The sequence below is a fragment of the Aeromonas hydrophila subsp. hydrophila ATCC 7966 genome (genome assembly GCF_000014805.1).
In the GTDB taxonomy this organism is placed as follows: Bacteria; Pseudomonadota; Gammaproteobacteria; order Enterobacterales; family Aeromonadaceae; genus Aeromonas; species Aeromonas hydrophila.
Window position 1 is genome coordinate 439,165 of sequence record NC_008570.1, and the last position, 25,292, is coordinate 464,456.

At 63.6% G+C, this 25,292-nt stretch carries 22 protein-coding genes; 8 read left to right on the forward strand and 14 right to left on the reverse strand.

The features are described 5' to 3' along the window. Positions 1–188: 188 nt before the first annotated feature. The 3 genes from AHA_RS02070 to AHA_RS02080 all read right to left on the reverse strand — a co-directional run bounded on the left by AHA_RS02070 (position 189) and on the right by AHA_RS02080 (position 2,720). The gene (locus AHA_RS02070) at positions 189–392 is read right to left on the reverse strand and encodes a hypothetical protein (RefSeq protein ID WP_005308127.1); all 204 of its coding nucleotides are present in this window, start codon (positions 390–392) and stop codon (positions 189–191) included. Positions 393–552: 160 nt separating this feature from the next. Continuing rightward, on the reverse strand, positions 553–1,269 hold the full coding sequence (locus AHA_RS02075) for a MarC family NAAT transporter (RefSeq protein WP_016349179.1): 717 nt from the start codon (positions 1,267–1,269) through the stop codon (positions 553–555). 134 nt (positions 1,270–1,403) lie between these two features. Beyond that, positions 1,404–2,720 (reverse strand): MFS transporter, encoded by a 1,317-nt coding sequence (locus tag AHA_RS02080; protein WP_011704390.1) that lies wholly within the window; start codon positions 2,718–2,720, stop codon positions 1,404–1,406. 247 nt (positions 2,721–2,967) lie between these two features. On the opposite strand from AHA_RS02080, the gene AHA_RS02085 reads away from it, so the two are divergent. Then, entirely contained in the window at positions 2,968–3,639 is a 672-nt protein-coding gene (locus AHA_RS02085) for a Dph6-related ATP pyrophosphatase (RefSeq protein WP_011704391.1), read from the forward strand. Here AHA_RS02085 and AHA_RS02090 read toward each other — a convergent pair. Genes AHA_RS02090 through AHA_RS02110 form a run of 5 tightly spaced genes read right to left on the reverse strand, consistent with a single transcriptional unit; the run spans position 3,636 to position 10,125 of the window. Next, positions 3,636–4,838, reverse strand: coding sequence for an HD-GYP domain-containing protein (locus tag AHA_RS02090; RefSeq protein ID WP_011704392.1), 1,203 nt, complete (start codon positions 4,836–4,838; stop codon positions 3,636–3,638). The two genes, AHA_RS02085 and AHA_RS02090, sit on opposite strands and share 4 nt — an antisense overlap. Next, positions 4,777–7,443: a response regulator gene (locus tag AHA_RS02095; protein ID WP_011704393.1), complete on the reverse strand. Its 2,667-nt coding sequence runs from the start codon at positions 7,441–7,443 to the stop codon at positions 4,777–4,779. Before AHA_RS02095 ends, AHA_RS02090 begins: the two co-directional genes overlap by 62 nt. Then, positions 7,444–8,514 (reverse strand): ATP-binding SpoIIE family protein phosphatase, encoded by a 1,071-nt coding sequence (locus AHA_RS02100; RefSeq protein ID WP_011704394.1) that lies wholly within the window; start codon positions 8,512–8,514, stop codon positions 7,444–7,446. A gap of 6 nt (positions 8,515–8,520) precedes the next feature. Continuing rightward, positions 8,521–8,895, reverse strand: coding sequence for an STAS domain-containing protein (locus AHA_RS02105; protein WP_011704395.1), 375 nt, complete (start codon positions 8,893–8,895; stop codon positions 8,521–8,523). Positions 8,896–8,904: 9 nt separating this feature from the next. Beyond that, positions 8,905–10,125 carry a PAS domain-containing protein gene (locus AHA_RS02110; protein ID WP_164927518.1) on the reverse strand — a complete coding sequence of 407 codons (1,221 nt, stop codon included), beginning with the start codon at positions 10,123–10,125 and terminating at the stop codon, positions 8,905–8,907. A gap of 141 nt (positions 10,126–10,266) precedes the next feature. On the opposite strand from AHA_RS02110, the gene AHA_RS02115 reads away from it, so the two are divergent. Then, the gene (locus AHA_RS02115; RefSeq protein WP_011704397.1) at positions 10,267–10,959 is read left to right on the forward strand and encodes an AraC family transcriptional regulator; all 693 of its coding nucleotides are present in this window, start codon (positions 10,267–10,269) and stop codon (positions 10,957–10,959) included. Here the strand turns inward: AHA_RS02115 and AHA_RS02120 are convergent. Next, complete coding sequence (locus tag AHA_RS02120) at positions 10,925–11,344, reverse strand: hypothetical protein (RefSeq protein WP_011704398.1); 420 nt, start codon at positions 11,342–11,344, stop codon at positions 10,925–10,927. The genes AHA_RS02115 and AHA_RS02120 overlap by 35 nt on opposite strands. 215 nt (positions 11,345–11,559) lie before the next feature. On the opposite strand from AHA_RS02120, the gene aphA reads away from it, so the two are divergent. After that, entirely contained in the window at positions 11,560–12,270 is a 711-nt protein-coding gene (aphA, locus tag AHA_RS02125; RefSeq protein ID WP_043168835.1) for an acid phosphatase AphA, read from the forward strand. Between the two features lie 62 nt (positions 12,271–12,332). On the opposite strand, the gene ypfJ is transcribed toward aphA, so the two are convergent. Continuing rightward, positions 12,333–13,178 carry a KPN_02809 family neutral zinc metallopeptidase gene (gene ypfJ, locus AHA_RS02130; protein ID WP_011704400.1) on the reverse strand — a complete coding sequence of 282 codons (846 nt, stop codon included), beginning with the start codon at positions 13,176–13,178 and terminating at the stop codon, positions 12,333–12,335. A 107-nt stretch (positions 13,179–13,285) separates the two neighbouring features. Then, positions 13,286–13,549: a hypothetical protein gene (locus AHA_RS02135; protein WP_011704401.1), complete on the reverse strand. Its 264-nt coding sequence runs from the start codon at positions 13,547–13,549 to the stop codon at positions 13,286–13,288. Between the two features lie 173 nt (positions 13,550–13,722). On the opposite strand from AHA_RS02135, the gene AHA_RS02140 reads away from it, so the two are divergent. Together AHA_RS02140 and AHA_RS02145 are read left to right on the forward strand one after the other, a co-directional pair. Further along, the gene (locus AHA_RS02140) at positions 13,723–14,544 is read left to right on the forward strand and encodes an HDOD domain-containing protein (protein WP_024945656.1); all 822 of its coding nucleotides are present in this window, start codon (positions 13,723–13,725) and stop codon (positions 14,542–14,544) included. A gap of 117 nt (positions 14,545–14,661) precedes the next feature. After that, complete coding sequence (locus AHA_RS02145; protein WP_011704403.1) at positions 14,662–15,183, forward strand: GNAT family N-acetyltransferase; 522 nt, start codon at positions 14,662–14,664, stop codon at positions 15,181–15,183. 126 nt (positions 15,184–15,309) lie between these two features. Here AHA_RS02145 and AHA_RS21670 read toward each other — a convergent pair whose 3' ends face one another. Further along, positions 15,310–15,486 carry a hypothetical protein gene (locus tag AHA_RS21670; RefSeq protein ID WP_011704404.1) on the reverse strand — a complete coding sequence of 59 codons (177 nt, stop codon included), beginning with the start codon at positions 15,484–15,486 and terminating at the stop codon, positions 15,310–15,312. Positions 15,487–15,957: 471 nt separating this feature from the next. Further along, positions 15,958–17,235, reverse strand: coding sequence for a cation:proton antiporter (locus tag AHA_RS02150; RefSeq protein WP_011704405.1), 1,278 nt, complete (start codon positions 17,233–17,235; stop codon positions 15,958–15,960). Positions 17,236–17,438: 203 nt separating this feature from the next. Here AHA_RS02150 and metH point away from each other — a divergent pair, with 203 nt between their 5' ends. The 3 genes from metH to brnQ all read left to right on the forward strand — a co-directional run bounded on the left by metH (position 17,439) and on the right by brnQ (position 23,981). Next, positions 17,439–21,122, forward strand: coding sequence for a methionine synthase (metH, locus tag AHA_RS02155; RefSeq protein WP_011704406.1), 3,684 nt, complete (start codon positions 17,439–17,441; stop codon positions 21,120–21,122). Positions 21,123–21,361: 239 nt separating this feature from the next. Continuing rightward, positions 21,362–22,258 carry a 30S ribosomal protein S6--L-glutamate ligase gene (gene rimK, locus AHA_RS02160; protein ID WP_016349212.1) on the forward strand — a complete coding sequence of 299 codons (897 nt, stop codon included), beginning with the start codon at positions 21,362–21,364 and terminating at the stop codon, positions 22,256–22,258. A 388-nt stretch (positions 22,259–22,646) separates the two neighbouring features. After that, positions 22,647–23,981: a branched-chain amino acid transport system II carrier protein gene (gene brnQ / locus AHA_RS02165; protein WP_011704408.1), complete on the forward strand. Its 1,335-nt coding sequence runs from the start codon at positions 22,647–22,649 to the stop codon at positions 23,979–23,981. Positions 23,982–24,055: 74 nt separating this feature from the next. Here brnQ and AHA_RS02170 read toward each other — a convergent pair whose 3' ends face one another. Then, positions 24,056–25,267, reverse strand: coding sequence for a sensor histidine kinase (locus tag AHA_RS02170; RefSeq protein ID WP_011704409.1), 1,212 nt, complete (start codon positions 25,265–25,267; stop codon positions 24,056–24,058). Between the last annotated feature and the right edge of the window lie 25 nt (positions 25,268–25,292).

A 25,292-nucleotide genomic window follows, 5' to 3' on the forward strand; every position in this document is an offset into this window, starting at 1 on the left:
TTGATTTCTATGATGAGATCAATGTCGCATAATTAATTATTCCATTTATTTTTGTTTTTAAGTTATGAAAATTCCTACACGGTGATATCCATGGGGGGAGCTGGGTGGTGCTGATTACGCCGAGGAGGGGTGAGCGTCAGCCAATAAAAAGCCCCGGCAAGGGCCGGGGCTGCAGATACGGGGCTCGGTCAGTTGACCGAAATGGCGCGGGCGTCGATGAAGAAGCGCGCGTTGCCTTGTTGATCGACCCTGATCTGGGCAACCAGACGATCGCTCTGCTTGTACTCCCACCGGCTCTTGATCCGGGTCAGAGCGGGGCTGGCGGCACCGACCACGTTCAGATATTCATGAAACAGGCTGTAGCTTCCAATCTCGGTCAGCATCTTTTCCATTTGCACATCTCCTGAAGTGAGTGGGTGTCCATCCATAAACTTACCAAGCACTCTCTGAATCGAATCTGTATGAAAAACACACTAACTCATTTATGTGTCAACAACATGATCAGGCGCAAGATCAGCGACGATTCCTGCGCTTTTATGACACCGTTTTCAGTCAGGGCTGGCGCGGGTCCGGCAATTGATCAAGGGCGCCGGATACGTGTGGCAACGCGGGGGCCGTTTGTGCCGCCGGCGCACCGTGGAACACCGGATCCTGCGCCACTTCCTTGATGCCATTGATGCAGAACTGCATACCCATGCAAACCAGCAAGAAGCCCATGATCCGGGTCATGGCATCGATGCCAGTGGCGCCGAGGATCTTGCAGACCGGATCCGCCAGCTTGAGCACCCCCCAGCTGAGCAGGCTCATCAGGGCGAAGGCGGTGACCATGGCGGCATAGATGGTGAAGCGGTTGTATTCGTCCGGCAGCTCGGCGATCTGGGCGGCGCCGCTGATCACCAGCGCCATAGTGCCCGGCCCGCACATGCTGGGCATGGTGAGCGGCACGAAGGCGATGCTCTGGTTGATGTCGACCCCGGCCGCCTGGCTCGGTGCCGGGAACAGCATGCGAAAGCCGATGAAGGCGATGATGAGGCCGCCGGCCAGGCGCAGGCCGGGAATGGAGATCCCGAACAGATCCAGGATGGAGGAGCCGATGAAGAAGCTGACGCAGAGGGTGCAGAACAGATAGATGGCGGCCAGGTTGATCTGGCGGCGCACGTGCTCGCGCGACATGCCCTTGCTCAGCCCCAGCAACAGGGTGGCCGTGGTGGGCGGGTTGACCATGGGCAGCAGGGCCAGCAAGGCGAGAAATACGACCTGAAAGAACATCATGAACCTCGGATGACTAGGGTGGAGGAGTGTCCCGGGCCGTCGATGGGCCCGAGAGGGAGGCTATCTTATGTCGGCCTGGCTGAACACCAGCCATATGAAAAAGCCCCGCACTGGGCGGGGCTCGGAATGGTTCAGGCGGCCTGCGGCGCGCTCTGGCGCTGGCTGCGCTGTTGCAGCCAGAGCAGCAGACCGAGCACGAAGCCGAGCGCAGCCAGACTGACCACGTAGTGGGAGGGGGCCAGCACGTCCTCCTTCATCCAGAGCGTGACCAGCATGGGCGTCAGGCCGCCGAAGATGGCGTAGGCCACGTTGTAGGAGAACGACAGCCCGGAGAAGCGCACCACCGCCGGGAAGGCGTTGACCATGACGTAGGGCACGGCACCGACGATCCCCACCGAGAAACCGGCCAGCGCATAGAGCGGCACCAGCTGGCTGGTGTCGGTCGCCAGCCCGTGATAGAAGGCGTAGCTGGCGCCGGCCAGCAGCAAGGAGCCCAGCATGAAGGTGGGGCCGCTGCCGAGGGCGTCGATCAGCCGGCCATAGACGATGCAGCCGAAGGTGAGCGCCAGAATGGCCAGCGAGTTGGCGGTCAGCGCATCGGCCGGGCTGATGCCGTGCACCTTCTGCAGGTAGGTGGGGGTCATCAAGATCACCACCACTATGCCGGCTGAGAGCAGCCAGGTGAGCAGCATGGAGACCACGACGCTGCCCTTGTGGCTGCGCAGCACCGTCTTGAGCGGCAGCTCTTCCGCCAGCGCCTTGTTGGCCTGCATCTCGGCAAAGACCGGGGTCTCGTGCAGCCAGCGGCGCAGGTACATGGCGACGATGCCGAATGCTCCGCCGAGCACGAAGGCCAGCCGCCAGCCCCAGTCGCTTACCTCGCTCGGGCTCATGCCGCGGTTGATGGCGGTGGCCACCAGGGAGCCGAGCAGGATGCCGGCCGTCAACCCGGCGGTGAGGGTGCCGCAGGCAACACCGACCCGGCGGGCGGGCACGTGCTCTGCCACGAACACCCAGGCACCGGGTACTTCACCGCCGATGGCGGCCCCTTGCAGGATCCGCAACAGCAGCAACAGCAGGGGCGCGGCGATGCCGAGGGTGGCGTAGGTGGGCAGCAGGCCGATCAGCAGGGTCGGCAGCGCCATCAGTAGTATGCTGAGGGTAAACATCCGCTTGCGGCCGATGAGATCGCCGAAGTGGGCCATGATGATGCCCCCCAGCGGGCGGGCCAGATAGCCGGCGGCGAAGATGCCGAAGGTCTGGAACTGGCGCAGCCACTCGGGAATGTCGGCCGGGAAGAACAGCTCGCCGATCACCACGGCGAAGAAGACGAAGATGATAAAGTCGTAAAACTCGAGGGCACCGCCGAGGGCGGCCAGGCTCAGGGTCTTGTAATCCTGTCGGTTGAGGGGACGGCTGTGGTCGTAAGCTGGTGTGACTGTCGTCATATCCTTATGTTTCCCATCGTTTTTTTAGTTATTGCTCCCCCATCCTTGCAGGGGACACGCTCATTACCGAGGGTATGCTTTTGCATCCCGTGATGTAAATCGCACAATTCGCAACACTGTCTTGCAGCTTTTTAGTGCAGCGAGACGGAGCGACACGCTCAAGCGCCGGGCTCCTCGCCCGGACGAATAATCAGGACGATGGCCGGCGCCTTGCCGGCTCCGACCTCAAGATAGCTGGAGAAATCATATGAAGACCAAGGTGCTGCTCTCCTGGAGCAGCGGCAAGGACAGCGCCTGGGCGCTGCACGCACTGCGGCAGGATCCGGCCATCGAGGTGGTGGGACTGTTCACCACCCTCAACCAGGCGTTCGAACGGGTGGCCATGCACGGAGTGCGCAAGCAGTTGCTGCTGGCACAGGCCGAGTGCGTGGGCTTGCCGCTGACCACCATCGACCTGCCCTGGCCCTGCAGCAATGAAGATTACGCCCGCATCATGACCGACTTCATCGCGGACGTGGTGGCGCAGGGGATCCGCCACATGGCGTTTGGCGATCTCTTCCTCGAGGATGTGCGTGCCTATCGGGAGCGGCAACTGGCGGGGACCGGGATCACGCCGCTGTTTCCGCTGTGGGGCAGCAAGACCGACGAGCTGGCTGGCGAGATGATGGCGGCAGGGCTCAGGGCCAGGATCAGCACCCTGGATCCGCGCAAGCTGCCTGCCACCCTCGGCGGGCATGAGTTTGATGGGGCCTTGCTGGCGGCCCTGCCCGCCGGAGTGGACCCCTGCGGGGAGAACGGCGAGTTTCATACCCTGGCCTGGGACGGCCCCATGTTCCAGCGGCCGCTGGCCATCCGGGTGGGGGAGACGGTGGAGCGGGACGGCTTCGTCTTCACCGACCTGCTGCCCGCCACCATCTAGTCGCGGTTGGACTCCCGTTCGCCCTTGTCGTCGTTGTAGCGCAGGGCGATCTCGTGGAACTGCTGGTGGATGCGGGCAAAGGCGTCCGTGATGTCGGGGTCAAAGTGATTGCCCCGCCCCGCCAGTATGATGGGCACCACCTCCTGGTGGGACATGGCGGCCTTGTAGCAGCGCTTGCTGATGAGGGCGTCGTACACGTCGGCCAGCGCCATCAAGCGGGCCGAGAGGGGGATCTCGTCACCGATCAAGCCATAGGGGTAGCCGGTGCCGTCCCACTTCTCGTGGTGGTAGCAGGCGATCTCCTTGGCCAGCCGCAGAAACTCCACCTCCACCCCCAGCGCCTCCTCGGCATGGACGATGGCCTCCTTGCCGAGAATGGAGTGGTGCTTCATCTGGGCAAACTCGTCCGCATCCAGCTTGCCGGGTTTGAGCAGGATCCGGTCCGGCACACCGACCTTGCCGATGTCGTGCAGCGGGGCCGATTTGAACAGCAGATCGATGGTCTTGGGGGTCAGCTCGGCACGAAAGCGGGGGTGCTCGCAGAGGGTTTCCGCCAGCAGCCGCACATAGTGCTGGGTGCGCAAGATATGGTTGCCGGTCTCGTTGTCGCGGGTTTCGGCAAGCGAGGCGAGGGAGTGGATGGTGATGTTCTGGATCAGTTCGTTCTCCCGGGTGCGCCGCTCCACCTCCTGCTCCAGAAAGGCGTTCTGGTCGTGCAGCAGATCCCGCGCGGCTTTCAGCTCCAGGTGGTTTCTGACCCGGGCCAGCACGATGGCGGGGGTGATCGGTTTGTGGATGTAGTCGACAGCCCCCAGCGCCAGGCCGTGTGCCTCCGCACTCTCCTCCACCTTGGCGGTCAGGAAGATCACCGGGATCTCCCGCGCCTGCGGCATCTCCTGCAGTGCCTGCATCACCTGATAGCCATCCATCTGGGGCATCACCACGTCGAGCAGGATCAGGTCCACCCGGGTGCCGGCCGAGAGGATCTCCAGCGCCCGCTGGCCGCTGATGGCGACCTTGACCCGGTAGTGGGGGCTGAGCAGGGCGCTGAGCAGGGAGAGGTTCTCCGGTGTGTCATCGACCACCAGCAGGGTGGGTTTGGTATCGGGATCCAGCAAGTTGAGCATGATGGTGGCCTCACTCTTGGTTGAACAGATCGGGCCTGAGGGCCCGGACTTGTTGCAGATGTGCCAGGGCATCGGCGAAGCGAAAACGGGTCATGGCATCGTGCATGGCCGGTGCCGCCTCGCCCAGCAAAGGGGCGAGCCTGGCCTGATTGCGCTGGAACAGGATGAAGGCTTCTGCATCGTCTTCCAGCAGCAGCCCGGTCAGCTGATGCAGCAGGGGCGCCAACTCGGCAGGAGTTGCTTCCGGCAGGCCGGCGGCGGCAGGGGCCGGCAGCAGCGTCAGCAGGCCGGCGGCCAGTTGCTGCTGCTGTTGCAACCCCAGCTCGGCCAGCGGCAGCAGGCTGGCGGCGTCGTCTCCCCGGGCGAGGGCGCTCTCCAGCCGGGCCGAGAGCTCCTGCAGCGACCCGGCCCCCAGCGTTGCGGCTATGCCCTTTAGGGTATGGGCCTGTCGATGCGCTTCTTCCCGGTCATTCGCCTGCAGGGCGGCCAGCAGGGTTTCCATCGGCTGACTCCCTTGGCGGGCGAAGCGTTGCAGCAGATCCCGATACCACTCCCAGTTGTGCATCAAGCGTTGCAGGGCGGTTTCGGCGTTGAGGCCGAGCGCCCGCAACTGTGGCAGCAAGGCGGTGGCGGGGGATGCGCGCGAGGCAGTGAGTCTGCTGCTGACCTCGCGGCTGAAGGAGGTGGCCCAGCGCTGCAGGGCCGCATACAGCCTGTCGGGGTCGATGGGCTTGGCGATGTGATCGTCCATCCCGGCAGCGAGGCAGCGTTCGCGATCACCGGCCATGACGTTGGCCGTCATCGCCAGGATCGGGGTGTGTTGTCCGACGTCTTCCCGCTCGCGCAACAGCCGGGTGGCGGCCAGGCCATCCATCACCGGCATCTGCATGTCCATCAGGATCAGGTCGTAGTGGGTCTGGGCCACCATCTCCAGCGCGATGGCACCATTGCCGGCGATGCTGACATCGGCGCCGACCGCCCGCAGCAGCTCCAGCGCTACTTGCTGATTGAGCTCGTTGTCTTCCGCCAGCAGGATCCTGAGTCCGTCGAAGCGGTAGTGATGGGTCGCCTGGGGTGGTTTGAAGGTGAGGGGGCTTGCTTGCTGACCAAACAGGCCGATGACGGTGTCGAACAGCACGGAGGCGCATACCGGCTTGACCAGCACCCGATCAAAGCCGGCGGTATCGGCCTGGCGAAAGACCTCCTCCCGCCCGTAGCCGGTCACCATGACCCGGTAGGGACGCTGGCCCATGCCGCGGGCGATGAGGCGGCGACCGGTCTCGATGCCATCCAGCCCCGGCATGTGCCAGTCCAGCAATACCACTTCGTAGGGCTGCCCCTCCTGCTCGGCGCCGGCGATCATCTGCAGTGCCTGCTGGCCAGATTCGGCGGTGTCCACCACAAAGCTCATGCTGCGTAGCAGGGCGGCCATGATGGTACGGGCGCTGGCACTGTCGTCGGCCACCAGCATGCGGCGCCCGCGCAGATCCAGGCTTGGCAGATAGCGGGATCTGCGTCTGCCCCTACCGAGTCGGGCGGTAAACCAGAAGGTGCTGCCCCGGCCTGGCTCGCTCTGTACCCCCACCTCGCCGCCCATCAGCTCCGCCAGCTTGCGGGAGATGGCGAGGCCGAGGCCGGTGCCGCCGTACTTGCGGGTGGTGGAGCTGTCTGCCTGCTGGAATGACTGGAACAGCCGCTGCTGCTGCTCCTGGCTCATGCCGATCCCGGTGTCCTGTACCGAGCAGTGCAGCAACACCTCCTGGGGTTGTTTCTCCAGGCAGCTGACCTTGACCAGGATCTCCCCCTGCTCGGTGAACTTGACCGCGTTGTTGGCGTAGTTGATCAGGATCTGGCCGAGGCGAAGGGGATCGCCATAGAGCAGGGTGTCGAGCTGGTGATCGACCTCGAACAGCAGCTCTATGCCTTTGGCCTCTGCCTTTTCGCCCACCAGGGTGGCCAGATTCTCCAGCACATGGTCGAGATCGAATTCGATCCGCTCCAGATCCAGTTTGCCTGCCTCGATCTTGGAGAAGTCGAGGATGTCGTTGATGATGCCGAGCAGATGCTGGGCCGAGCGCTGGATCTTGCTGACATAGTCGAACTGCTGCGGATCGAGCCGGGTCTGCAGGGCGAGATGGGACATGCCAAGGATGGCGTTCATGGGGGTGCGGATCTCGTGGCTCATGTTGGCGAGAAAATCGCTCTTGGCCCGGGTCGCGCCCTCCGCCAGCTCATAGGCCACTTCCAGCTCCTGGTTCTTGGCCTGCATCACCGCAAACAGCTCGTCCCGGGTCGGTTCGGCGAACTGCCGCTGCATCTGTTGCAGCAGCGGTTCATCGGGCCAGCGGGGCAGGCGGTAGACCAGGGCGATGGCGTTGTCCGCGTGTGCTACCAGCCGGATGCCACGTGAATGGCGGCCGTCCGGCTCGGGGGAAATAGGGGCATTAGCGGAGAGCGATAGCCACAACTCCTGCGCGTGCGGTTCCAGCCACACCTGCAGTTGCAGCGGCTCAGCGTTCGCCACCAGCTGGCGTACCAGCTCGGAGGTGGCGCCCGCCAGCGGTGCCACGAAGGTGGGGCTTCTGTCGAGGCAGGTGAGTACCTGAATCACCTTGCGCCGGGCGGTGAGTGCCGCCGCCGGGCCTGACAGCAGGGTTTCGCCGATCAGTTGCCGCATCTAGTCCTCCTCCCCTGCCAGCACGCGCAGCACGATGCAGCTGGCATCGTCGGTGCTGCGGCCACTGTGGGCGATCACCTGGCGTGCCAGCTGGGCGGGCTCGGCGGCCAGATCCAGCGCACCGTCGCGCAGGTTGAGGGATTCGCTGATACCGTCCGAATAGAGCATTACCACGTCCCCCGCAACGAGTGGCTGGCGCTGCAGCAGGGGGGTGGGAAAGCGCTCTCCCAGCACCCCATCGCGGGAGATGCCGCGCCAGGGCTCGCGGCCACGCAGGCAGATGCGGGTATTGCCGATGCCGGCATAGCTCAGCTCGCCCCGTTCGCCGTTGACCAGGGCCACGCCAGCGGCGGCGCCCCGGGTGCCGATGCAGTGTTGGTGCAGCAGTTGCAACAGGCGGGCCGGCTCCTGCTCGTGGGTTTGCTGCAGCGCCGCTTCCAGCACCTGGACCAGCTTGTTGGCCGAGGCGCCGTGGCCGCTCACGTCGATCAGGATCAGCGACACCCCCTCCGGCCCCGGCCGGATGAAGGCCAGATCGCCGGAGACCCGTTCCGGATAGCAGGGGCGGTTTTCGCTGGCCCATGCCAGTTGCAGGCCGGCGTGCAGCTGGCCGGCACTGGCGAGGGGGGCGATTGGCCTGGATACCAGGGGCGCCGCGCCCAGCCACTTGCGGGCCTGCACCAGAGTCCCCCCTTCCGGCGGGGTGCTGATGGTGAGTTCCGACATCATGCGGCGCACGCCGGGCAGGCCCAGGCCCAGGGTGCCCGAGGTGCTGTAGTGATCCTGCATGGCCTGATGCACGTCCCCAATGCCGGGGCCCTGATCGCGGGCGACGATGTCGATGCAGGGGCGTCCTCTGGGATGGTGGAGGGTGAGGGTGATCTCCCCCCGCTCGGCGTATTTCAGGATGTTGCTGCCAAGCTCGGAGACCACGGTGGAGAGCATGGCACGGTCCACCTCGGACAGGTTGGCGATGAAGGGAAGGCGGCGTACCGCCATCACCGTCAGGTGCAGGTCGATGTCGTGGCGCAGCGGGTAGCTGGCCTCTAGCACGCTCTGTTCCAACTGCATGCTGCGCTACTCCTCATCCTTGAGCGTCGTGCGAACATGGGCGAAGGCATCGTCCATGTCGAGAAAGCAGCGCAGCGGCCCGGGCTCGGCATCGGCCAGCGCCAGGAAGGCCGCGATCCCTGCATTGAGTCCCACCAGCAGGCAGACGGCACCGAGCAGGCGACACACCTCGGCCAGTTTGCGTACCTGCCTGAATTCGTGGTGATCGAGCAGCATGACCCCGGAGAAGTCGAGCAGTACCGCGTGCTGGCGGCCCAGCATCAGCCGCTGGGAAAGGGCCTGCATCAGTTGCTGCATGCCCTCGTCACCGAGGTCGGGGCGCATGCTGACCACGATGCAGTCGGCCACGTCGGCGATGCCCAGATCATTGTTGAGCAGCATGCATCTCTCCTAGAGGGTGGATCCGACCCGCTTGAGGGCGATCTCGAAGGCATCCCGCAGGGTCGCCGTGGTACGGATGTCGCCGACAGAGACCCCCAGCTCCACCATGGTGCGGGCGATGGCTGGAGAGACGCCGGAGATGATGGCCTCGCACCCCATGAACTGGGTCGCCTTGGTGATCTTGATCAGCTGATTGGCGACGCCGGTATCCACGGTGGCGACCCCGGCGATGTCCAGTACGAAGACCCGGGCCCGGGTCTCGGCAATCTTGGTGAGCGACTTGTTCATCACGTCGGCGGTGCGCATGGAATCGATGATCCCCACCAGCGGCAGCAGCAGGATCCCGTCCCAGATGGGGGTGACCGGGGTCGACATCTCCTGCAGCGACTTGTGCAGCTCCTCACGCACCCTGGCGGCTTCTTCGGCCTCCTCCATGGCGCGCTTGAGTTGGCGATGCTGCGCCACCTGGGCCGTGATGTCGGTGGCAAACTTGACGATCTTGCTGGGCTTGCCGGTGAGATCCAGCACCGGGTTGTAGGAGCCCTGGATCCAGATCTCTTCACCCTGCTTGCCGAGTCGGCAGAACTCTCCCGCCAGGAATTCACCGCGGCGCAGGGTTTCCCAGAAGCTACGATAGTCGGCCGACTGGGCGTAGTCAGGATCGACCAGCAGCCGGTGGTGCTGGCCCTTCAGCTCCTCCAGCTGATAGCCCACCGTCTCCAGGAAGCGGGCATTGGCATCGAGGATGATGCCATCCAGTGAAAACTCCACCTTGCCCATGACCCGGCTGAGGGCGTTGAGCTGCCCCTCGAAGTTGGCGTTCAGCTGCTTCTGCTCGGTCAGATCCATGCTGTATTCGATGACCTGGATCAGCGCGCCCTGTTCATCCAGCTGGGGGCTGCAACTGCCTCGCAGCCATATGTCCCGGCCCTGGCGATCGAGCCGATGAAACTCTCCCTCCTGTACCTGCCCCGTCCGCAGCGCCTGCCAACGGGCGACCTCTTCGGCGGATTCTTCCGCTTCCGCGGGGAGCAGCATGCTGTAGTGCTGACCCTTGAGCTCGGCCAGCTGATATCCCATGATGGCGAGAAAACGGGGGTTGGCATCCAGAATCAAGCCGTCTGGCGCAAGCTCGAGCCGTGCCATCAGCTGGTCGATGGCCTCCAGTCTGGCCTGGGGGGAAGCGGGAGTGACTGTATTCGAATGGGCAGCTGCGGTGTGCACGTCCATGGCATCTCCAATAAATGGTGCAATTGATTTGAATGTCATTAGAAGGCGTACAGCAGTTATAGCCCACCGGGGCGAGAGCGGGGGGCAAGAAGTGCCGAAAGAGCCTGCTGGTGGGTGGGCCTTGGACTTGGGGAGTTCGTCATGAACCTCTGGTATCGCGACTACCCGCAAGGCGCGCTCACCGCCCTCCACTGTCACGGCGGTTCACAGTTTTGCTATCTGCATCGGGGTGGTGGCGTGATCAGCAGTCAGGCGGCAGGCGTGCTGCTGGTGGCGGGCCAGCTCTGCCTGATCCCGGCCGGGCTTGCCCATGAGTTCAGGGTGCTGCGTCACTCCCGGCTCAGTCTGATCTATCTGGATGACCTGGATGGGGGGAGTGAGCTGACGACCCGCCAGGTGAGCCCGCTGCTGGCTGGCCTGTTCGAGCGGCTGGCGGATATGGCAGAGCCGGGGCTCAGGGATGCCTATCTAACGGTATTGGCGGCCGAGTTGCGACAGGCGCCGGTGGCGGCTGGATTCATGCTGAGCGCGGCGCTGGACGTGCGGTTGCTGCGGGTGTTGGAACGGGTCTGCCGGCACCCTTCCATCGAATACGGATTGGCGGAGCTGGCGGCCGATTCAGGTGCCTCGGTGCGCACCCTCAACCGGCTGTTCAGCCAGCAGCTGGGCTGCAGCTTTCGGCAATGGCGGCAACAGGTGGTGATGGGACGGGCCCGCCAGTTGCAGCAACAGGGCCAGCCGCTGTCGCGGATAGCCCTCGAACTGGGTTACGGGGATTTCAGCGCCTTTTCTCACGCCTTCAATCGCTTCTTGCGGGAGCCGGCGGGGCCGTGAGGCGGGAGCCGAGATCCCGGTCTGCCGGCTCTCCCGCCAGCAGACAGGTCAGCTCATCGGTGTGACTCAGGCGTTCACCCTGAAAGGTGAACAGGGCGCTTACCTTGCACTCGATCTGGGCGCCATCGTGACGCCAGGCCCGCACCCGATGCTGGGAGTGGACCCGGTTTCCCTCGGCCAGCAGCGAGACAAAGTGGATCTCGCAGCGGGCCAGGCTCTGGCGCAGGACCAGCAGGTGTTGCTCGAAGGCGGCGCGATCCAGCCGCTGGTCATCCACCAGCTGGACATAGTCCGGGCAGAACCAGTGATCGAGCTCGGCCGGGGTGAAATCGGGGTCGCAGATGACCCGGTTGAGGCAGTCTTGCAGCCGTTGCTTGTAATCCATGATGGGCTCCTGAGTGGATGGGAGTGGCCAGTATGGGGCCTGTCGTCGGCACCGGCCTTGGTGCTCACGCCATGCTGTTTGGCGATTGCGCCAAGATGGGGGCTTGCCGTGGCGATGCGTGTCACTTGGCCCTGTTTTGTGGCGGGTTTCACGGTTTCCGGTGCCGGCATGGGGCAGGATCGGCCCCCTGTTTCCTTCATGTCACGAGCCGTATCATGTCCTTATCTCCCCGTTTTGCCCTGCTTGCCTCCCTGGTCGCCGCCAGCCTGACCCTGCCTGCCGTGGCGGTCGAAGCCCCGGCCAGCCCCGCCGGTGTCACTGCAGTGACCCTGGCCCAGCAGGCCCCCATTCACTGGGTGTCGGTGACGCAGATTGCCAAGAGCCTGGATGGGTTGCCGCCGATGGCGGTAGGTTTCGACATCGACGACACCCTGCTCTTCTCCAGCCCGGGGTTCTATCGCGGCAAGCAGGAGTTCTCCCCCAACGACGAGAGCTACCTGAAGAACCCGGCCTTCTGGGAGAAGATGAACAACGGCTGGGACGCGTTCAGTGTGCCGAAGGAGGTGGGCAAGGCGCTCATCGCCATGCACCTTGAGCGCGGCGATCACATCTATTTCGTCACCGGCCGTTCGGCCACCAAGACCGAGACCGTCAGCCAGACCCTGCAGCAGACCATGAATATTCCGGCCGACCAGCTCAACCCGGTGATCTTCGCCGGCGATCAGCCGGGCCAGAACACCAAGGTGCAGTGGCTCAAGGAGAAGCAGATGAAGATCTTCTACGGCGATGCCGATGGCGACATCAAGGCGGCGCAGGAGCTCGGCATTCGCGGCATCCGGCTGCTGCGCTCGGCCAATTCCACCTACCGGCCGCTGCCGCTGGCTGGGGCGTTGGGGGAGGAGGTGATCGTCAACTCCCAGTACTGACGTTCACCCATGAATGGAAAAAGGGCCGGATCCTGTCAGGATCCGGCCCTTCTTTTGGGCGTCTAGCGGGCGGCGAAGGTATTGCAGCTGGCGGGCTTGCCGCTGTCGAAGCCGCGCTTGAACCAGGCGTAGCGCTGGGCCGAACTGCCGTGGGTGAAGCTGTCCGGGATCACCCGGCCCTGGCTCTGCTGCTGCAGACGGTCGTCGCCGATGGCCTGGGCGGCGTTGAGCGCCTCTTCCAGATCGCCATGCTCCAGCACCTGTTCCTGCTGCATGTAGTGACCCCAGACGCCGGCAAAGCAGTCAGCCTGCAACTCGAGTTTGACCGACAGCTTGTTCTGCTCGGCCCGGCTCAACCCCTGCTGCTGCTCACGTATCTTGCGCTCGATGCCGAGCAGGTTCTGCACGTGGTGGCCCACCTCGTGTGCCACCACGTAGCCCTGGGCAAAGTCGCCGTCGGCCCCCAGCTTGTCGCGCATCTCCTGATAGAAGGAGAGATCGATGTAGACGGTGCGATCCGCCGGGCAGTAGAAGGGGCCCATCACCGACTGGCCCTGGCCGCAGCCGGTACGGGTTGCGCCGCGATAGAGCACCAGTTTGGGGGCCTGATAGCGGCTGCCGCTCTGCTGGAAGATTTCGCCCCAGGCATCTTCGGTGGAGGCGAGCATCACCGAGGTGAACCTGGCGAGGGGATCCTTGGCCGGCTGAGACATCTCCTGACGCTGGGGCTGGCTCTGGGTGGTCGGCTCGCTGAGCAGGGGGGAGAGGTCCACCCCGTAGTAGCCGGCCACCATGACCACCACCAGCAGGATCAGACGCCCCTTGCCGCCGATGGGGATACCGCCCCCGCTGCCCTGCTGGCGCCTGTCTTCCACATTGTTGCTCTCACGGCGATCTTGCCAGCGCATATGCTTGCTCCCCTGCTGTCCGGTGGCAGTAATGATAATGGCTGGCGGGGTGGCTTGCCTAACGGGAGCCGGCCGGCGACCGGGTCGCCGGCGGTGGTAGCGGGCGTTTATTCGGCCCAGGGCATCTCGGGCAGGGAGTCCAGAAACTGGCCGTAGCGCTCGAGGTTGAAGGGGCCCTGATCCGCTTCCATCGCCATCAGCTCGGCCCCTAGTGCACAGGCGATATATTGCAGCGTCTCTTCACGGGGGGTGCCCTTCATCACCAGCCGCATCAGGGTCGCCTTGACCTGCAGCGGGTGGCCGTCGCTCAGCTGGTTGTCGACCATCTCCAGCAGGGTTTGTTCGTCGAAGAACTCGGTGGGTTCGCTCATGTGCTGTGCCTCGTCATGTCATAAAGGATGCCAGTATAGCGAGATGGCTATTAACACATTGAAATATTTCGATAAAAACATTTCGGTAGGGGCGGTTTTTGTTACCCATAATTAATGTGGGTTTGCTGTCGGCAAACAACAACCATCATAAAATCGCATGGACGGATATCAATATGCCCACCATAGACTCGCTGTTATCCAAGCCCCAGAACCTGCCCAACGTGCCGGAAGTCATGCGCGAACTGGTGCAGACCTTCAACGAGAAAGAGCCGGATATCCTGCTGATTGCCAAGAAGATCAACAAGGATCCGGTGATCTCCGCCAAGCTGCTGCGGCTGGCCAACTCCGCCAAGTTTGGCGGCAGTCGCCAGGTCGCCACTGTCAACGAGGCCGTGGTACGGCTCGGGGTCGATGTGGTGCGCAATATGGTGCTCGCCTGCGGCCTGACAGGTTCCATCAATGCGGTGCCCGGCATCGATCTCAAACATTTCTGGGGCAAGGTATTCGACGTGGCCGAACTGGCCAGACGGCTGGCCAAGCTCAAGGGAATGAAGGGGGAGGAGGTGTTCACCTGCGCCCTGCTCTACGACATGGGGCGGCTCATCATGCACGTGGGGCTGCCGGAGAACATGGTGAACCACATCAAGGATCTGGAGCCCAGCAAGGGGCGCGCCAAGGCCGAGGAGCTGGTGGTCGGCTTCAACTATGCCCAGACCGGGGCCGAGATGGCCAGGCGCTGGCAATTCCCCCTGAGCATCTGCCATGCGGTGGAGTATCACTACAACCCCTTGTTGGCCAAGGAGTTCTCTGTCGAGGCCGCCCTCATCCATCTGGCCATCGCCCTGGCGGCGCAGTCCGACGTGGGGGACGAGGCACCGCCCGAGTGGCCCGCCCAGGTGGCCGAGCGGCTCGGCCTCTCCTGGTCCGATTGTGCGGCGGTGTTCGTGGCGCTGCGCGAGCAGGGTAATGGCTACGCCGGGCTGCTGGCGGCCTGACACGGCTGATTTCATTGACCGGGGCCGCGCTGCGGCCCTTTTTCATGGTGACGGCCTTGCCAATAGCCGGTGGCGGGGGCAGTCTTGGGGCCTGTCTCTTCTATGCGAGCCCTTGTCATGATCCTCTCCGAGCGCCTGGAACTGCGCGAACTGACCATTGCCGACGCCCCCTTCATTGTCGAACTGCTCAACGACCCCGACTTTCACCGCTACATCGGCGATCGGGGCATCCGCACTCTGCAGGATGCCGAAAACTACATCCAGCAGGGGCCGGCGGTCAGCTATGCCCGCCATGGTCACGGCCTCTATCTGGTGGCCCGGCGCAGCGACGGCGCCAAGCTCGGCATCTGCGGGCTGATCAAGCGCGATACCCTGCCTTGTGAAGACATCGGCTACGCCTTCCTGCCCGCCTATCGCGGTCAGGGTTATGGCATCGAAGCGGCGCAGGCAGCGCTGCAAGATGGTCGGGAGCGGCTCGGCATCGAGCGGGTGGTCGCCATCGTCACCCCGGGCAACGAGCGTTCGGTGGCGCTGCTGGCCAAGCTGGGGCTGGTACAGAGCAGGCTGGTCAAACTGGCCGAGGATGCGGATGAGTGTCTGCTGCTGGAGGTGCAAGGAGCACAGGCCTGCCGGGTCTGAGAGTATGGGGCTTGCCGGCCAAGAGTGCGGATTAGGCTATGCCTGAACAATTTGCGGGAGTAAGACAAAGAGGCCGCCGTGAGTTGCGGCCTGTCTGCATCGGGCGCTGCCGTTGGGCAGGCAGGATCAGTTGAGGTCTTCGATGGAGAACTCGCCAGCGATGCCGTCACAGGAGATGGCAAAACCGCCGCTGAAGCGGGTGCTGAACTGGATCAGGAACCCGTCGTCATCGTGCTCTTGCACGGGCAGGTTGATGGGTTTGCTGCGACGCAGGGGTTTGTGTGTTTGTACTACTTTCATCATGGTATTTCTCTATATCAATTAGGTGTTTGCTCCTTGTATTGGCAAATGTCAGGTCAATGGGCGCGGTCAGCACGATTGCGGACGAGCGCGCAGGAATACCCAGCCCGGTTCAGGGGCGTCTGCACTTTCAAGGAATGCGCCAAGGACCACGCGGATGCATGATGCTACTTGGGAGTGGGCAGATCGGGTCTGCACCGTGAGAGCCGGGCAACGCAGGCAGACAGCCTGAACGGTTCTCAAGGCGAGTAAATCAGAAGAAGGTTATGCGGGTACTGGCAGGATTCATCGTGAGGTGAAGCATTTCAGGGTAAACATAATCAGGGCTGATTAACTAGCCGGCGCGCATTCTCTCCTCGACATGAGTAAAAAGCAAACAATTATTTGCAGTTTTTCCTTGAGGGTCGTCTGTCGGCCACAAAAAGGGCTCCCGAGGGAGCCCTTTTTCATCACCAGGTGACGTCAGCCGGTGACTCAATAGTGGCCGCTGGCCTTCTTGGCGGCGGTGATCATCGGAGTGATGGTCATGCCTTGTACCACGATGGAGAACATCACCACCGAGTAGGTCATCACCAGGATCACTTCCCGCAGGTCGACGCCGTGTTCCGGCAGCATCATGACGCCGGAGGGGAGCGCCAGCGCCATGGCCATGGCCAGACCGCCGCGCAGGCCGCCCCAGGTGAGGATCCGCACCGAGAACTTGTTGTAGCTGCGATAGCGGCGGAAGGCCATGTAGGGCAGCGACACGCTGATGAAGCGGGCGGCGAGGCAGAGCGGTACCGCGATGACCAGCAGGATCCAGTCACGCCAGGCCAGATCCAGCAGCACCAGCGCCAGACCGATCAGCAGGAACAGCAGGGCATTGAGGAACTGGTCCATCAACTCCCAGAAGTGATCCAGGTGATGGCTGCTCTGCTCGGAGAAGCCGGAGTGACGGGTCCAGTTGCCGATCATGATGCCGGTCACCACCATGGCCAGGGCGCCGGAGACGCCGATCATGTTGGCGAAGGCGAAGCCGGCGGTGGGGATGCAGAGGGTCAGCAGCAGCTCCAGCGAACCATCGTCGGTGGCGCTGATCATCACGTGGGTGATGAGGCCCAGCACGGCGCCGAACAGGATGCCGCCGAGGGCCTCATGCAGGAACAGGCCGGCCACGCTGCCGAAGGTGGGCTCGACGCCGCCGAATGCAACGGCGAACACGGTGGCGAAGATCACCAGGCCGACACCGTCGTTGAACAGCGACTCCCCTTCGATCTGGATGGCGATCTGGGGCGGCGCCTTCATCTTCTTGACGATGGCCAGTACGGCGATGGGGTCGGTGGGGGAGATCAGGGCACCGAACAGCATGCAATAGACCAGCGGCAGCTCCCAGCCCAGCAGCTTGGCGATGAACCAGAAGCCGTAGCCGACCATGAAGGTGGAGAGCAGGGTCGCCACGATGGAGAGAATGGTGATCTCCCACTTCTGGCTGCGCAGGGCTTTCAGATTGATCCCGAGACCGCCGGCGAACAGCAGGAAGCCCAGGATCCCCTTCAGCAGGAAATTCTGGAAGTCGATGCTCTCCATGGTCTTGACGGCCAGGGGTTCCAGATTGAACCAGCCCAGCTTACCGAACAGCACCAGCAGCGCGGAGATCAGCATGGAGCCCGCGGTGATGGCGATGGTGGTCTGGATCTTCACAACATACTGATTGGCAAAGGCGATAAAGATCGCCAACGCTGCCAGGAAGCAGAGTGTGTAGTAGACGCTCATAGTTATTTTTCTCTTTAGTAAACAGCAAGCACGTGTCCGGATTGAGGACGGGCATAGGGTACTCTTGGGTCACATGTTACTCATTACCTATTTATGAGTATATAGGTCACTGATATAGACAGATAGACGGCTAGATTTCCATTTGATTTGTTTGCTGTTAGGATGCTGTTTACGCAGTTGCATGGATGTAAGAGGAACGAGCGGTGTCGAACAAAAAGTCGGATGTGACAAACAAACTGGAAGCCTGTCTCAAGGAGCGGATCCTGATCATCGATGGCGCCATGGGCACCATGATCCAGGGCTACAAGCTCGGTGAGGCCGATTATCGCGGCGCGCGTTTCGCCGACTGGCACACCGACATCAAGGGCAACAATGACCTGCTGGTGCTGACCCGTCCCGCCGTGATTCGCGAGATCCACGAGCAGTACTGCGCCGCCGGTGCCGACATCCTCGAGACCAACACCTTCAACGCCACCCGCATCGCCATGGCCGACTACGAGATGGAAGAGTTCTCGGCCGAGATCAACTGCGAGGCGGCCCGGCTGGCACGCGCGGTGGCAGACGAGTGGACGGCGAAAGAGCCCCACAAGCCGCGCTTCGTGGCCGGGGTCTTGGGCCCGACCAACCGCACCGCCTCCATCTCGCCGGACGTGAACGATCCCGGCAAGCGCAACGTCACCTATGACCAGCTGGTGGCCGCCTACACCGAATCGACCCACGCCCTGATCGAGGGCGGCGCCGACATCATTCTGATCGAGACCATCTTCGATACCCTCAACGCCAAGGCCGCCGCCTTCGCGGTGGAAGGGGTGTTCGAGGCGCTGGGCTACAGCCTGCCGGTGATGATCTCGGGCACCATCACGGATGCCTCCGGCCGTACCCTCTCCGGCCAGACCACCGAAGCCTTCTACCACTCGCTGCGCCATGTCAAACCGGTCTCGTTCGGTCTCAACTGCGCGCTCGGGCCGGATGAGCTGCGCCAGTACGTGGAGGAGTTGTCGCGCATCAGCGAGACCCATGTCAGCGCCCACCCCAACGCCGGGTTGCCCAATGCGTTCGGCGAGTACGACCTCGATGCCGTCGAGATGGCCGAGCATATCCGCGAGTGGGCTGCGAGCGGCTTTCTCAACCTGGTGGGCGGCTGCTGCGGCACCACCCCGACCCATATTCGCGCCATGGCGGACGCCGTGGCGGGCATCAAACCGCGCGCCCTGCCCGAGCTGCCGGTAGCCTGCCGGCTGTCGGGCCTGGAGCCCCTCATCATCACCCCCGAATCCATGTTCGTGAACGTGGGGGAGCGCACCAACGTCACCGGCTCGGCCAAGTTCAAGCGGCTGATCAAGGAGGGGCTCTACGACGAGGCCCTCGACGTCGCCAAGCAGCAGGTGGAGAGCGGCGCCCAGATCATCGACATCAACATGGACGAGGGGATGCTGGACGCCGAGGCGGCCATGGTGCGCTTCTTGAACCTGATTGCCGGCGAACCGGACATCGCCCGGGTGCCGGTGATGATCGACTCCTCCAAGTGGGAGGTGCTGGAGGCCGGCCTCAAGTGCGTGCAGGGCAAGCCGGTAGTCAACTCCATCTCCATGAAGGAGGGGGAGGAGAAATTCATCCAGCAGGCCAGATTGCTGCGCCGCTACGGCGCTGCCGTCATCGTGATGGCGTTCGACGAGGTGGGCCAGGCCGATACCCGCGCCCGCAAGTTCGAGATCTGCCAGCGCGCCTACCGCATTCTGGTGGACCGGGTGGGTTTCCCGCCGGAAGACATCATCTTCGACCCCAACATCTTCGCGGTGGCGACCGGCATCGACGAGCACAACAACTATGCAGTGGACTTCATCGACGCGGTGAAGGACATCAAGCAGAACCTGCCCCACGCCATGATCTCCGGTGGCGTCTCCAACGTCTCCTTCTCGTTTCGTGGCAACGAGCCGGTGCGCGAGGCGATCCACGCGGTGTTCCTCTATCACGCCATCCAGAACGGCATGGACATGGGGATCGTCAACGCCGGTCAGCTGGCCATCTACGAAGACATCCCGAGCGATCTGAAAGAGAAGGTCGAGGCGGTGGTGCTGAACCTCAATCCGGACGCCACCGAGGCGCTGTTGGCCATCGCCGAGCGCTATCGCGGTGGCGGAGCCCAGACCGAGGATCCACGGGATCAGGCATGGCGCAGCTGGCCGGTAGGCAAGCGGCTGGAGCATGCGCTGGTCAAGGGGATCACCGATTTCATCGAGGAGGATACCGAGGAGGCCCGCAGCAAGGCTGAGAAGCCGCTGCACGTGATCGAGGGGCCGCTGATGGACGGCATGAACGTGGTGGGCGATCTGTTCGGCGCCGGCAAGATGTTCCTGCCCCAGGTGGTGAAGTCGGCGCGGGTGATGAAGCGGGCGGTCGCCTACCTGCAGCCCTACATAGAGGCGGAGAAGTCCGGCGGTTCCAGCAACGGCAAAATCGTGATGGCCACCGTGAAGGGGGACGTGCACGACATCGGCAAGAACATCGTCGGGGTGGTGCTGCAGTGCAACAACTACGAGATCGTCGATCTCGGGGTCATGGTCTCTTGCGAGACGATCCTCAAGACGGCGCGGGAGGTCAATGCCGACATCATCGGCCTGTCGGGCCTGATCACCCCGTCGCTGGACGAGATGGTGCACGTGGCGAAAGAGATGGAGCGCCAGGGCTTCAAGTTGCCGCTGCTCATCGGCGGCGCCACCACCTCCAAGGCCCACACCGCGGTGAAGATAGAGCAGAACTACTCCGAACCCGTGGTTTATGTCTCCAACGCGTCGCGCGCGGTGGGGGTGGCCCAGAGTCTGCTGAGCCCGGAGCTCAAGCCCGCCTTCGTGGCCCGCATCGACAAGGAGTACGAGATTGCCCGCGAGCAGCACGCCCGCAAGCAGCCGCGTTCCAAGCCGGTCAGTCTGGCCCACGCCCGTGCCAACCGCCATCAGCTGGACTGGGTCGGCTATCAGCCACCCAAGCCCCGGGAGCCCGGTGTGCAGACCTTCGAGGATGTGCCGGTCTCGGTGCTGCGCCCCTACATCGACTGGACGCCGTTCTTCCTGAGCTGGGAGCTGGCGGGCAAGTTCCCCCGCATCCTGGAAGATGAGGTGGTGGGGGAGGAGGCAACGCGCCTCTACGCCGACGCCAACGCCATGCTGGATCAGCTGGAGCAAGATCGGAGCGTGCGCTGCGCCGGCATCATAGGCCTGTTCCCCGCCAACGCCGTGGGCGACAGCATCGAGGTTTATACCGATGAGTCGCGCCGCGAGGTACGCAAGGTGCTGCACCACCTGCGTCAGCAGAGCGAGAAGCAGGGCTTCCCCAACTACTGTCTGGCAGACTATGTGGCCCCGAAGGAGAGCGGCAAGCCCGACTGGATCGGTGCCTTCGCGGTGACCGGCGGTATCGGCGAGGAGGCCATCGCCAAGGCTTACAAGGCAGAGCACGACGACTACAACGCCATCCTCATTCAGGCGGTGTGCGATCGCCTGGCCGAGGCCTTCGCCGAGTACCTGCACGAACAGGTGCGCAAGGTGCACTGGGGTTATGCCCCCAACGAAGCGCTCAGCAACGAGGAGCTGATCCGCGAGAACTATCGCGGCATCCGCCCGGCGCCGGGCTACCCGGCCTGCCCGGAGCACACCGAGAAGGGCAGCATCTGGGAACTGCTGGGGGTGGAGCAGGCCATCGGCATGAAGCTCACCGAATCCTACGCCATGTGGCCGGGGGCGGCGGTGTCGGGCTGGTATTTCTCCCACCCCGACAGCAAGTACTTCGCGGTGGCGCAGATCCAGCAGGATCAGGTGGAAGATTATGCCCAGCGCAAGGGGATGACCCTGGCCGAAGCCGAGCGCTGGCTGGGGCCGAACCTGCATTAAAGGGGTGGGAACCGGGTCAATCCCGATTGATCCTGGATGAATAACGGCGGCATCCTGTATTGGGGGACAGACCAGTCTGGTGCCGCCGTTTGACAAGCTAGTGACAGCGGGATGGCAGCGCAGGTTTCTGTGTGGTTTGTCTTGTTGTCAGGAGAAACAATTGGCGTTGTCTTGGCGCTGTGGCACCTTATACTCTCCCGCCCCATCCTGCCCAGGCACTGCCTTCTAGCGGAATTGTCATGAAGATCGCCATTTTATCCCGTGAGCCCAACAACTACTCCACCCGCCGTCTGGTCGAGGTGGCGCAGGCGCGCGGTCATCAGGTCGAGGTGCTCGACACCCTGCGCTGTTACATGAACATCGCCTCCCACAACCCCTCCATCCACTACGAAGGACGGGAACTGGAGAGCTATGATGCGGTGATCCCGCGCATCGGGGCCAGCATCACCTTCTACGGCACCGCCGTGCTGCGCCAGTTCGAGATGATGAACACCATGGCGCTCAACAGCTCGGTGGCCATCTCCCGCTCCCGCGACAAGCTGCGGGCCATGCAGCTGCTCTCCCGCCACGGCATCGGCCTGCCGGTGACCGGCTATGCCCACAGCACCCACGACGTGCCCGACCTCATCACCATGGTGGGCGGTGCGCCGCTGGTGGTGAAGCTGCTGGAGGGGACCCAGGGGATCGGCGTGGTGCTGTGCGAGACCCAGAAAGCGGCCGAGAGCGTGATCGAGGCTTTCATCCAGACCAACAACAACATCCTGGTGCAGGAGTACATCCGCGAGGCCAACGGCGCCGACATCCGCTGTCTGGTGGTCAACGGCAAGGTGGTGGCCGCCATGCGCCGCCAGGCCCAGCCGGGGGAGTTTCGCTCCAACCTGCATCGGGGCGGCACTGCCGAGGCGATCAAGATAAGCCCGGAAGAGCGGGCCACCGCGGTGCAGGCCGCCAAGATCATGGGGCTGGACGTGGCCGGGGTGGATATCCTGCGCAGTGCCCGCGGTCCGCTGGTGCTGGAGGTGAACTCCTCCCCCGGCCTGCAAGGGGTGGAAGCTGCCTCCGGCAAGGACGTGGCGGGCAAGATCATCGAGTTTCTCGAGCTCAAGGCGAGTCGCAAGCACAAGCCGGCGGAGTGACGCCGGGCTTGCCGCCACTCCATCACACAGGGCGCCTTCGGGCGCCCTGTTGTTTTTGGGCTCATTGCTCGGCTGGGCGGGTGGCTTGAACCTGCGGGTGCCGCGAACGGCAAGGCCGGTAACAAATGACGCTGGTTGTGGCGTTATCATCTGTTGCAAAATTGCACCACACCAATATCAAACACCATTGCTTAATTATTTTCTGGATGAAGTGACTGGATTGCCGTGCCGCACTTGCCTCCAGTTGGCACAAACGCTCTACTTGTCGCCCTTCGCAGGTCGCGAAACATAAAAATTTAATAAAACTATCTGCGGATTTTTTGCACGAATAAACCATTCGTGCCGACTTCCGTCATGATTTGACATTGTCATAGGCAGATTACGCAGCATGAATAACCAAAAATTAACATCCAGAGACATAGTCGCGTTGGGCTTCATGACCTTCGCGCTCTTCGTCGGTGCCGGCAACATCATCTTCCCGCCCATGGTGGGGTTGCAGGCCGGTGAACAGGTGTGGGGCGCCGCCGCCGGCTTCCTGCTGACGGCAGTCGGCCTGCCGGTGCTCACCGTGGTGGCGCTGGCCAAGGTCGGGGGTGGTGTGGATGCCCTGAGTGCGCCCATCGGCCGCAAGGCCGGGTTGCTGCTGGCCACCGTCTGCTATCTGGCCGTGGGGCCGCTGTTTGCCACCCCGCGTACGGCGACCGTCTCCTACGAGGTGGGGCTGGCGCCGCTGTTTGGCGACGATGGCTCGGCCCTGCTGATCTACAGCCTGGTCTACTTCAGCCTGGTGATCGGCATCTCCCTCTATCCTGGCCGGCTGCTCGACACCGTGGGCCACGTGCTGGCGCCGATCAAGATCCTGGCGCTGGCGGCGCTGGGTCTCGCCGTTCTGCTGTGGCCTGCCGGTTCTGCCATCCCTGCCGTCGAAAGCTACCAGCATCAGCCTTTCTCCAACGGTTTCGTCAATGGCTACCTCACCATGGACACCCTGGGTGCCATGGTGTTTGGCATCGTCATCGTCAATGCGGCCCGCTCGCGCGGGGTGAGCAGCGCCAAGTTGCTGACCCGTTATACCGTACTGGCCGGCCTTATCGCCGGGATGGGCTTGACGCTGGTCTACCTCAGCCTGTTCCGCCTGGGCTCGGTGAGCGGTGAACTGGTACCCCATGCCCAGAATGGCGCCGAGATCCTGCATGCCTACGTTCAGCACACCTTCGGCAACATGGGCAGCGGCTTCCTGGCACTGCTTATCTTCATCGCCTGTCTGGTGACGGCCGTCGGCCTGACCTGTGCCTGCGCCGAGTTCTTCGCCCAGTACCTGCCGCTCTCCTACCGCACCCTGGTGCTGCTGCTGGGCGGCTTCTCCATGCTGGTTTCGAACCTGGGGCTGAGCCACCTGATCCAGCTCTCGGTGCCGGTGCTGACCGCCATCTATCCTCCCTGCATCGTGCTGGTGGTGCTGAGCTTCACCCTGCGCTGGTGGGGCAACGGCACCCGGGTGGTGGGGCCTGTCATGCTGATCAGCCTGCTGTTCGGCCTGATCGACGGGCTCAAGGCCTCGGCCCTTGCCGGCCTGCTGCCGGCCTGGAGCCTTGCCCTGCCCCTGAACGAGCAGGGGCTGGCCTGGCTGCCGCCCTCGCTGTGTGCCCTGCTGCTGGCGGCCCTCTGGGATCGCCTGCAGGGTCGTCCACAGGTGGCGTCTGTCAGCAAGAGCGCGGCCTGAATGCAAAACCGGCCTTTTGGCCGGTTTTGGTGGTTGAAACAATGAACAAGGCGCCCTCGGGCGCCTTGTTGTTTTTACTCCCGCATCGCCAGTCTGGCACTGAAGATGCCGCCCTCCAGCCGGGTCTCTATCTGCCAGCCCAGCTTCTCGCAGATGCGCTGGATGATGGTGAGGCCGCAGCCGTAACCGAGGATCTGGTCCGGCGCGGCGGCGGTGGGGTTGCTGATGGTGAGCACGGGGCCGGCCAGCTCGATGTCGATGTGTCCCTCGGCGTAGCTGAGGGCATTCTTCAGCAGGTTGCCGAGCGCAATGGCGAGCAGGGAGAGGGGGGCCAGCGCCTCGCTCTCATCGTCCAGCTGCAACCGGATATCCAGCTCCTCCCGCTGCAGCAGCGGGGCGAGGCGGGCCAGCTCCTGGCGAATGAGCGGCGCCACCTGCTGGGGCGGGCGCTCTACCGGCTCCTTGCGGCCCAGCAGCAGAAAGGTCTCGGTGAGCAGCGCCATCTCGTCGGCGGCGGCGCGGATGCGGGTGGTGGCACGAGCGGCTGGCGCGGGCAGATCGCTCACCTTGCCGAGCAGGGCGGCCGAGCCCTGGATCACCATGTTGGGGGTGCGCAGCTCGTGGCTGGCGAAGCGGCTGAACTCCTGCTCGCGGGCAAACACGGCAGCCACCTCCTGCTTGCCGGCCAGCAGTGCCAGCTCGATGTCTCTGAGCTCTTGCCAGGGGGCGTCGGGCACGAAGTCCGCCTGATCCGGGGTGAGGTGGGCGACCCGCTGCTGCAGTCGCTGCAGCGGCCGGGTGATGTGGCGCACCAGCCAGATGCCGAAGCCGATGCAGCCGAGCAGCAGGACCAGCCCGATCAGCCGGGTCGCCAGGTGCAGCTGATCCTCGTAAGGATCCAGGTAGTCGTCGGCGTCGTCGTTGAACACCAGGTAGAGCAGCCCCTCACCGGACGGATGGGGCCGCACCAGGAAGTGCTTGTCCTCGTCCCCCAGCACGTGTTCGTAGAAGCCCGGACTCTGGTAGGGCTTGAGCCATACCGGCAGGCGGCCGGCCTCGGTCCAGTAGCTGGAGAACTGGCGCGGGCTGGGGGCGGGGGCCGCCATGCCGAGCCGCAGCCAGTCGTCGCTGTAGCGGGTCACCTCGGCCTCCAGCCAGTGGCGCAGGCTGAGCTCCTCCATCTTGTCCTCGGCCACCACCATCAGCAGGCTGATGATGACCAGCAGCAGCAGGCCGGCGCCACTCAGGGTGAGGATCAGGCGACGGCGCAGGCTGGGCAGGCTCATGATGGCCTCCCTGCGGGCCGAGTCA

Excerpts from the sequence above, each read along its gene's own strand:
- AHA_RS02070 (WP_005308127.1), bottom strand. The coding sequence starts at position 392 with ATGGAAAAGATGCTGACCGAGATTGGAAGCTACAGCCTGTTTCATGAA.
- AHA_RS02075 (WP_016349179.1), bottom strand. The coding sequence starts at position 1,269 with ATGTTCTTTCAGGTCGTATTTCTCGCCTTGCTGGCCCTGCTGCCCATG.
- AHA_RS02080 (WP_011704390.1), bottom strand. The coding sequence starts at position 2,720 with ATGACGACAGTCACACCAGCTTACGACCACAGCCGTCCCCTCAACCGA.
- AHA_RS02085 (WP_011704391.1), top strand. The coding sequence starts at position 2,968 with ATGAAGACCAAGGTGCTGCTCTCCTGGAGCAGCGGCAAGGACAGCGCC.
- AHA_RS02090 (WP_011704392.1), bottom strand. The coding sequence starts at position 4,838 with ATGCCCTGGCACATCTGCAACAAGTCCGGGCCCTCAGGCCCGATCTGT.
- AHA_RS02095 (WP_011704393.1), bottom strand. The coding sequence starts at position 7,443 with ATGCGGCAACTGATCGGCGAAACCCTGCTGTCAGGCCCGGCGGCGGCA.
- AHA_RS02100 (WP_011704394.1), bottom strand. The coding sequence starts at position 8,514 with ATGCAGTTGGAACAGAGCGTGCTAGAGGCCAGCTACCCGCTGCGCCAC.
- AHA_RS02105 (WP_011704395.1), bottom strand. The coding sequence starts at position 8,895 with ATGCTGCTCAACAATGATCTGGGCATCGCCGACGTGGCCGACTGCATC.
- AHA_RS02110 (WP_164927518.1), bottom strand. The coding sequence starts at position 10,125 with ATGGACGTGCACACCGCAGCTGCCCATTCGAATACAGTCACTCCCGCT.
- AHA_RS02115 (WP_011704397.1), top strand. The coding sequence starts at position 10,267 with ATGAACCTCTGGTATCGCGACTACCCGCAAGGCGCGCTCACCGCCCTC.
- AHA_RS02120 (WP_011704398.1), bottom strand. The coding sequence starts at position 11,344 with ATGGATTACAAGCAACGGCTGCAAGACTGCCTCAACCGGGTCATCTGC.
- aphA (WP_043168835.1), top strand. The coding sequence starts at position 11,560 with ATGTCCTTATCTCCCCGTTTTGCCCTGCTTGCCTCCCTGGTCGCCGCC.
- ypfJ (WP_011704400.1), bottom strand. The coding sequence starts at position 13,178 with ATGCGCTGGCAAGATCGCCGTGAGAGCAACAATGTGGAAGACAGGCGC.
- AHA_RS02135 (WP_011704401.1), bottom strand. The coding sequence starts at position 13,549 with ATGAGCGAACCCACCGAGTTCTTCGACGAACAAACCCTGCTGGAGATG.
- AHA_RS02140 (WP_024945656.1), top strand. The coding sequence starts at position 13,723 with ATGCCCACCATAGACTCGCTGTTATCCAAGCCCCAGAACCTGCCCAAC.
- AHA_RS02145 (WP_011704403.1), top strand. The coding sequence starts at position 14,662 with ATGATCCTCTCCGAGCGCCTGGAACTGCGCGAACTGACCATTGCCGAC.
- AHA_RS21670 (WP_011704404.1), bottom strand. The coding sequence starts at position 15,486 with ATGATGAAAGTAGTACAAACACACAAACCCCTGCGTCGCAGCAAACCC.
- AHA_RS02150 (WP_011704405.1), bottom strand. The coding sequence starts at position 17,235 with ATGAGCGTCTACTACACACTCTGCTTCCTGGCAGCGTTGGCGATCTTT.
- rimK (WP_016349212.1), top strand. The coding sequence starts at position 21,362 with ATGAAGATCGCCATTTTATCCCGTGAGCCCAACAACTACTCCACCCGC.
- brnQ (WP_011704408.1), top strand. The coding sequence starts at position 22,647 with ATGAATAACCAAAAATTAACATCCAGAGACATAGTCGCGTTGGGCTTC.
- AHA_RS02170 (WP_011704409.1), bottom strand. The coding sequence starts at position 25,267 with ATGAGCCTGCCCAGCCTGCGCCGTCGCCTGATCCTCACCCTGAGTGGC.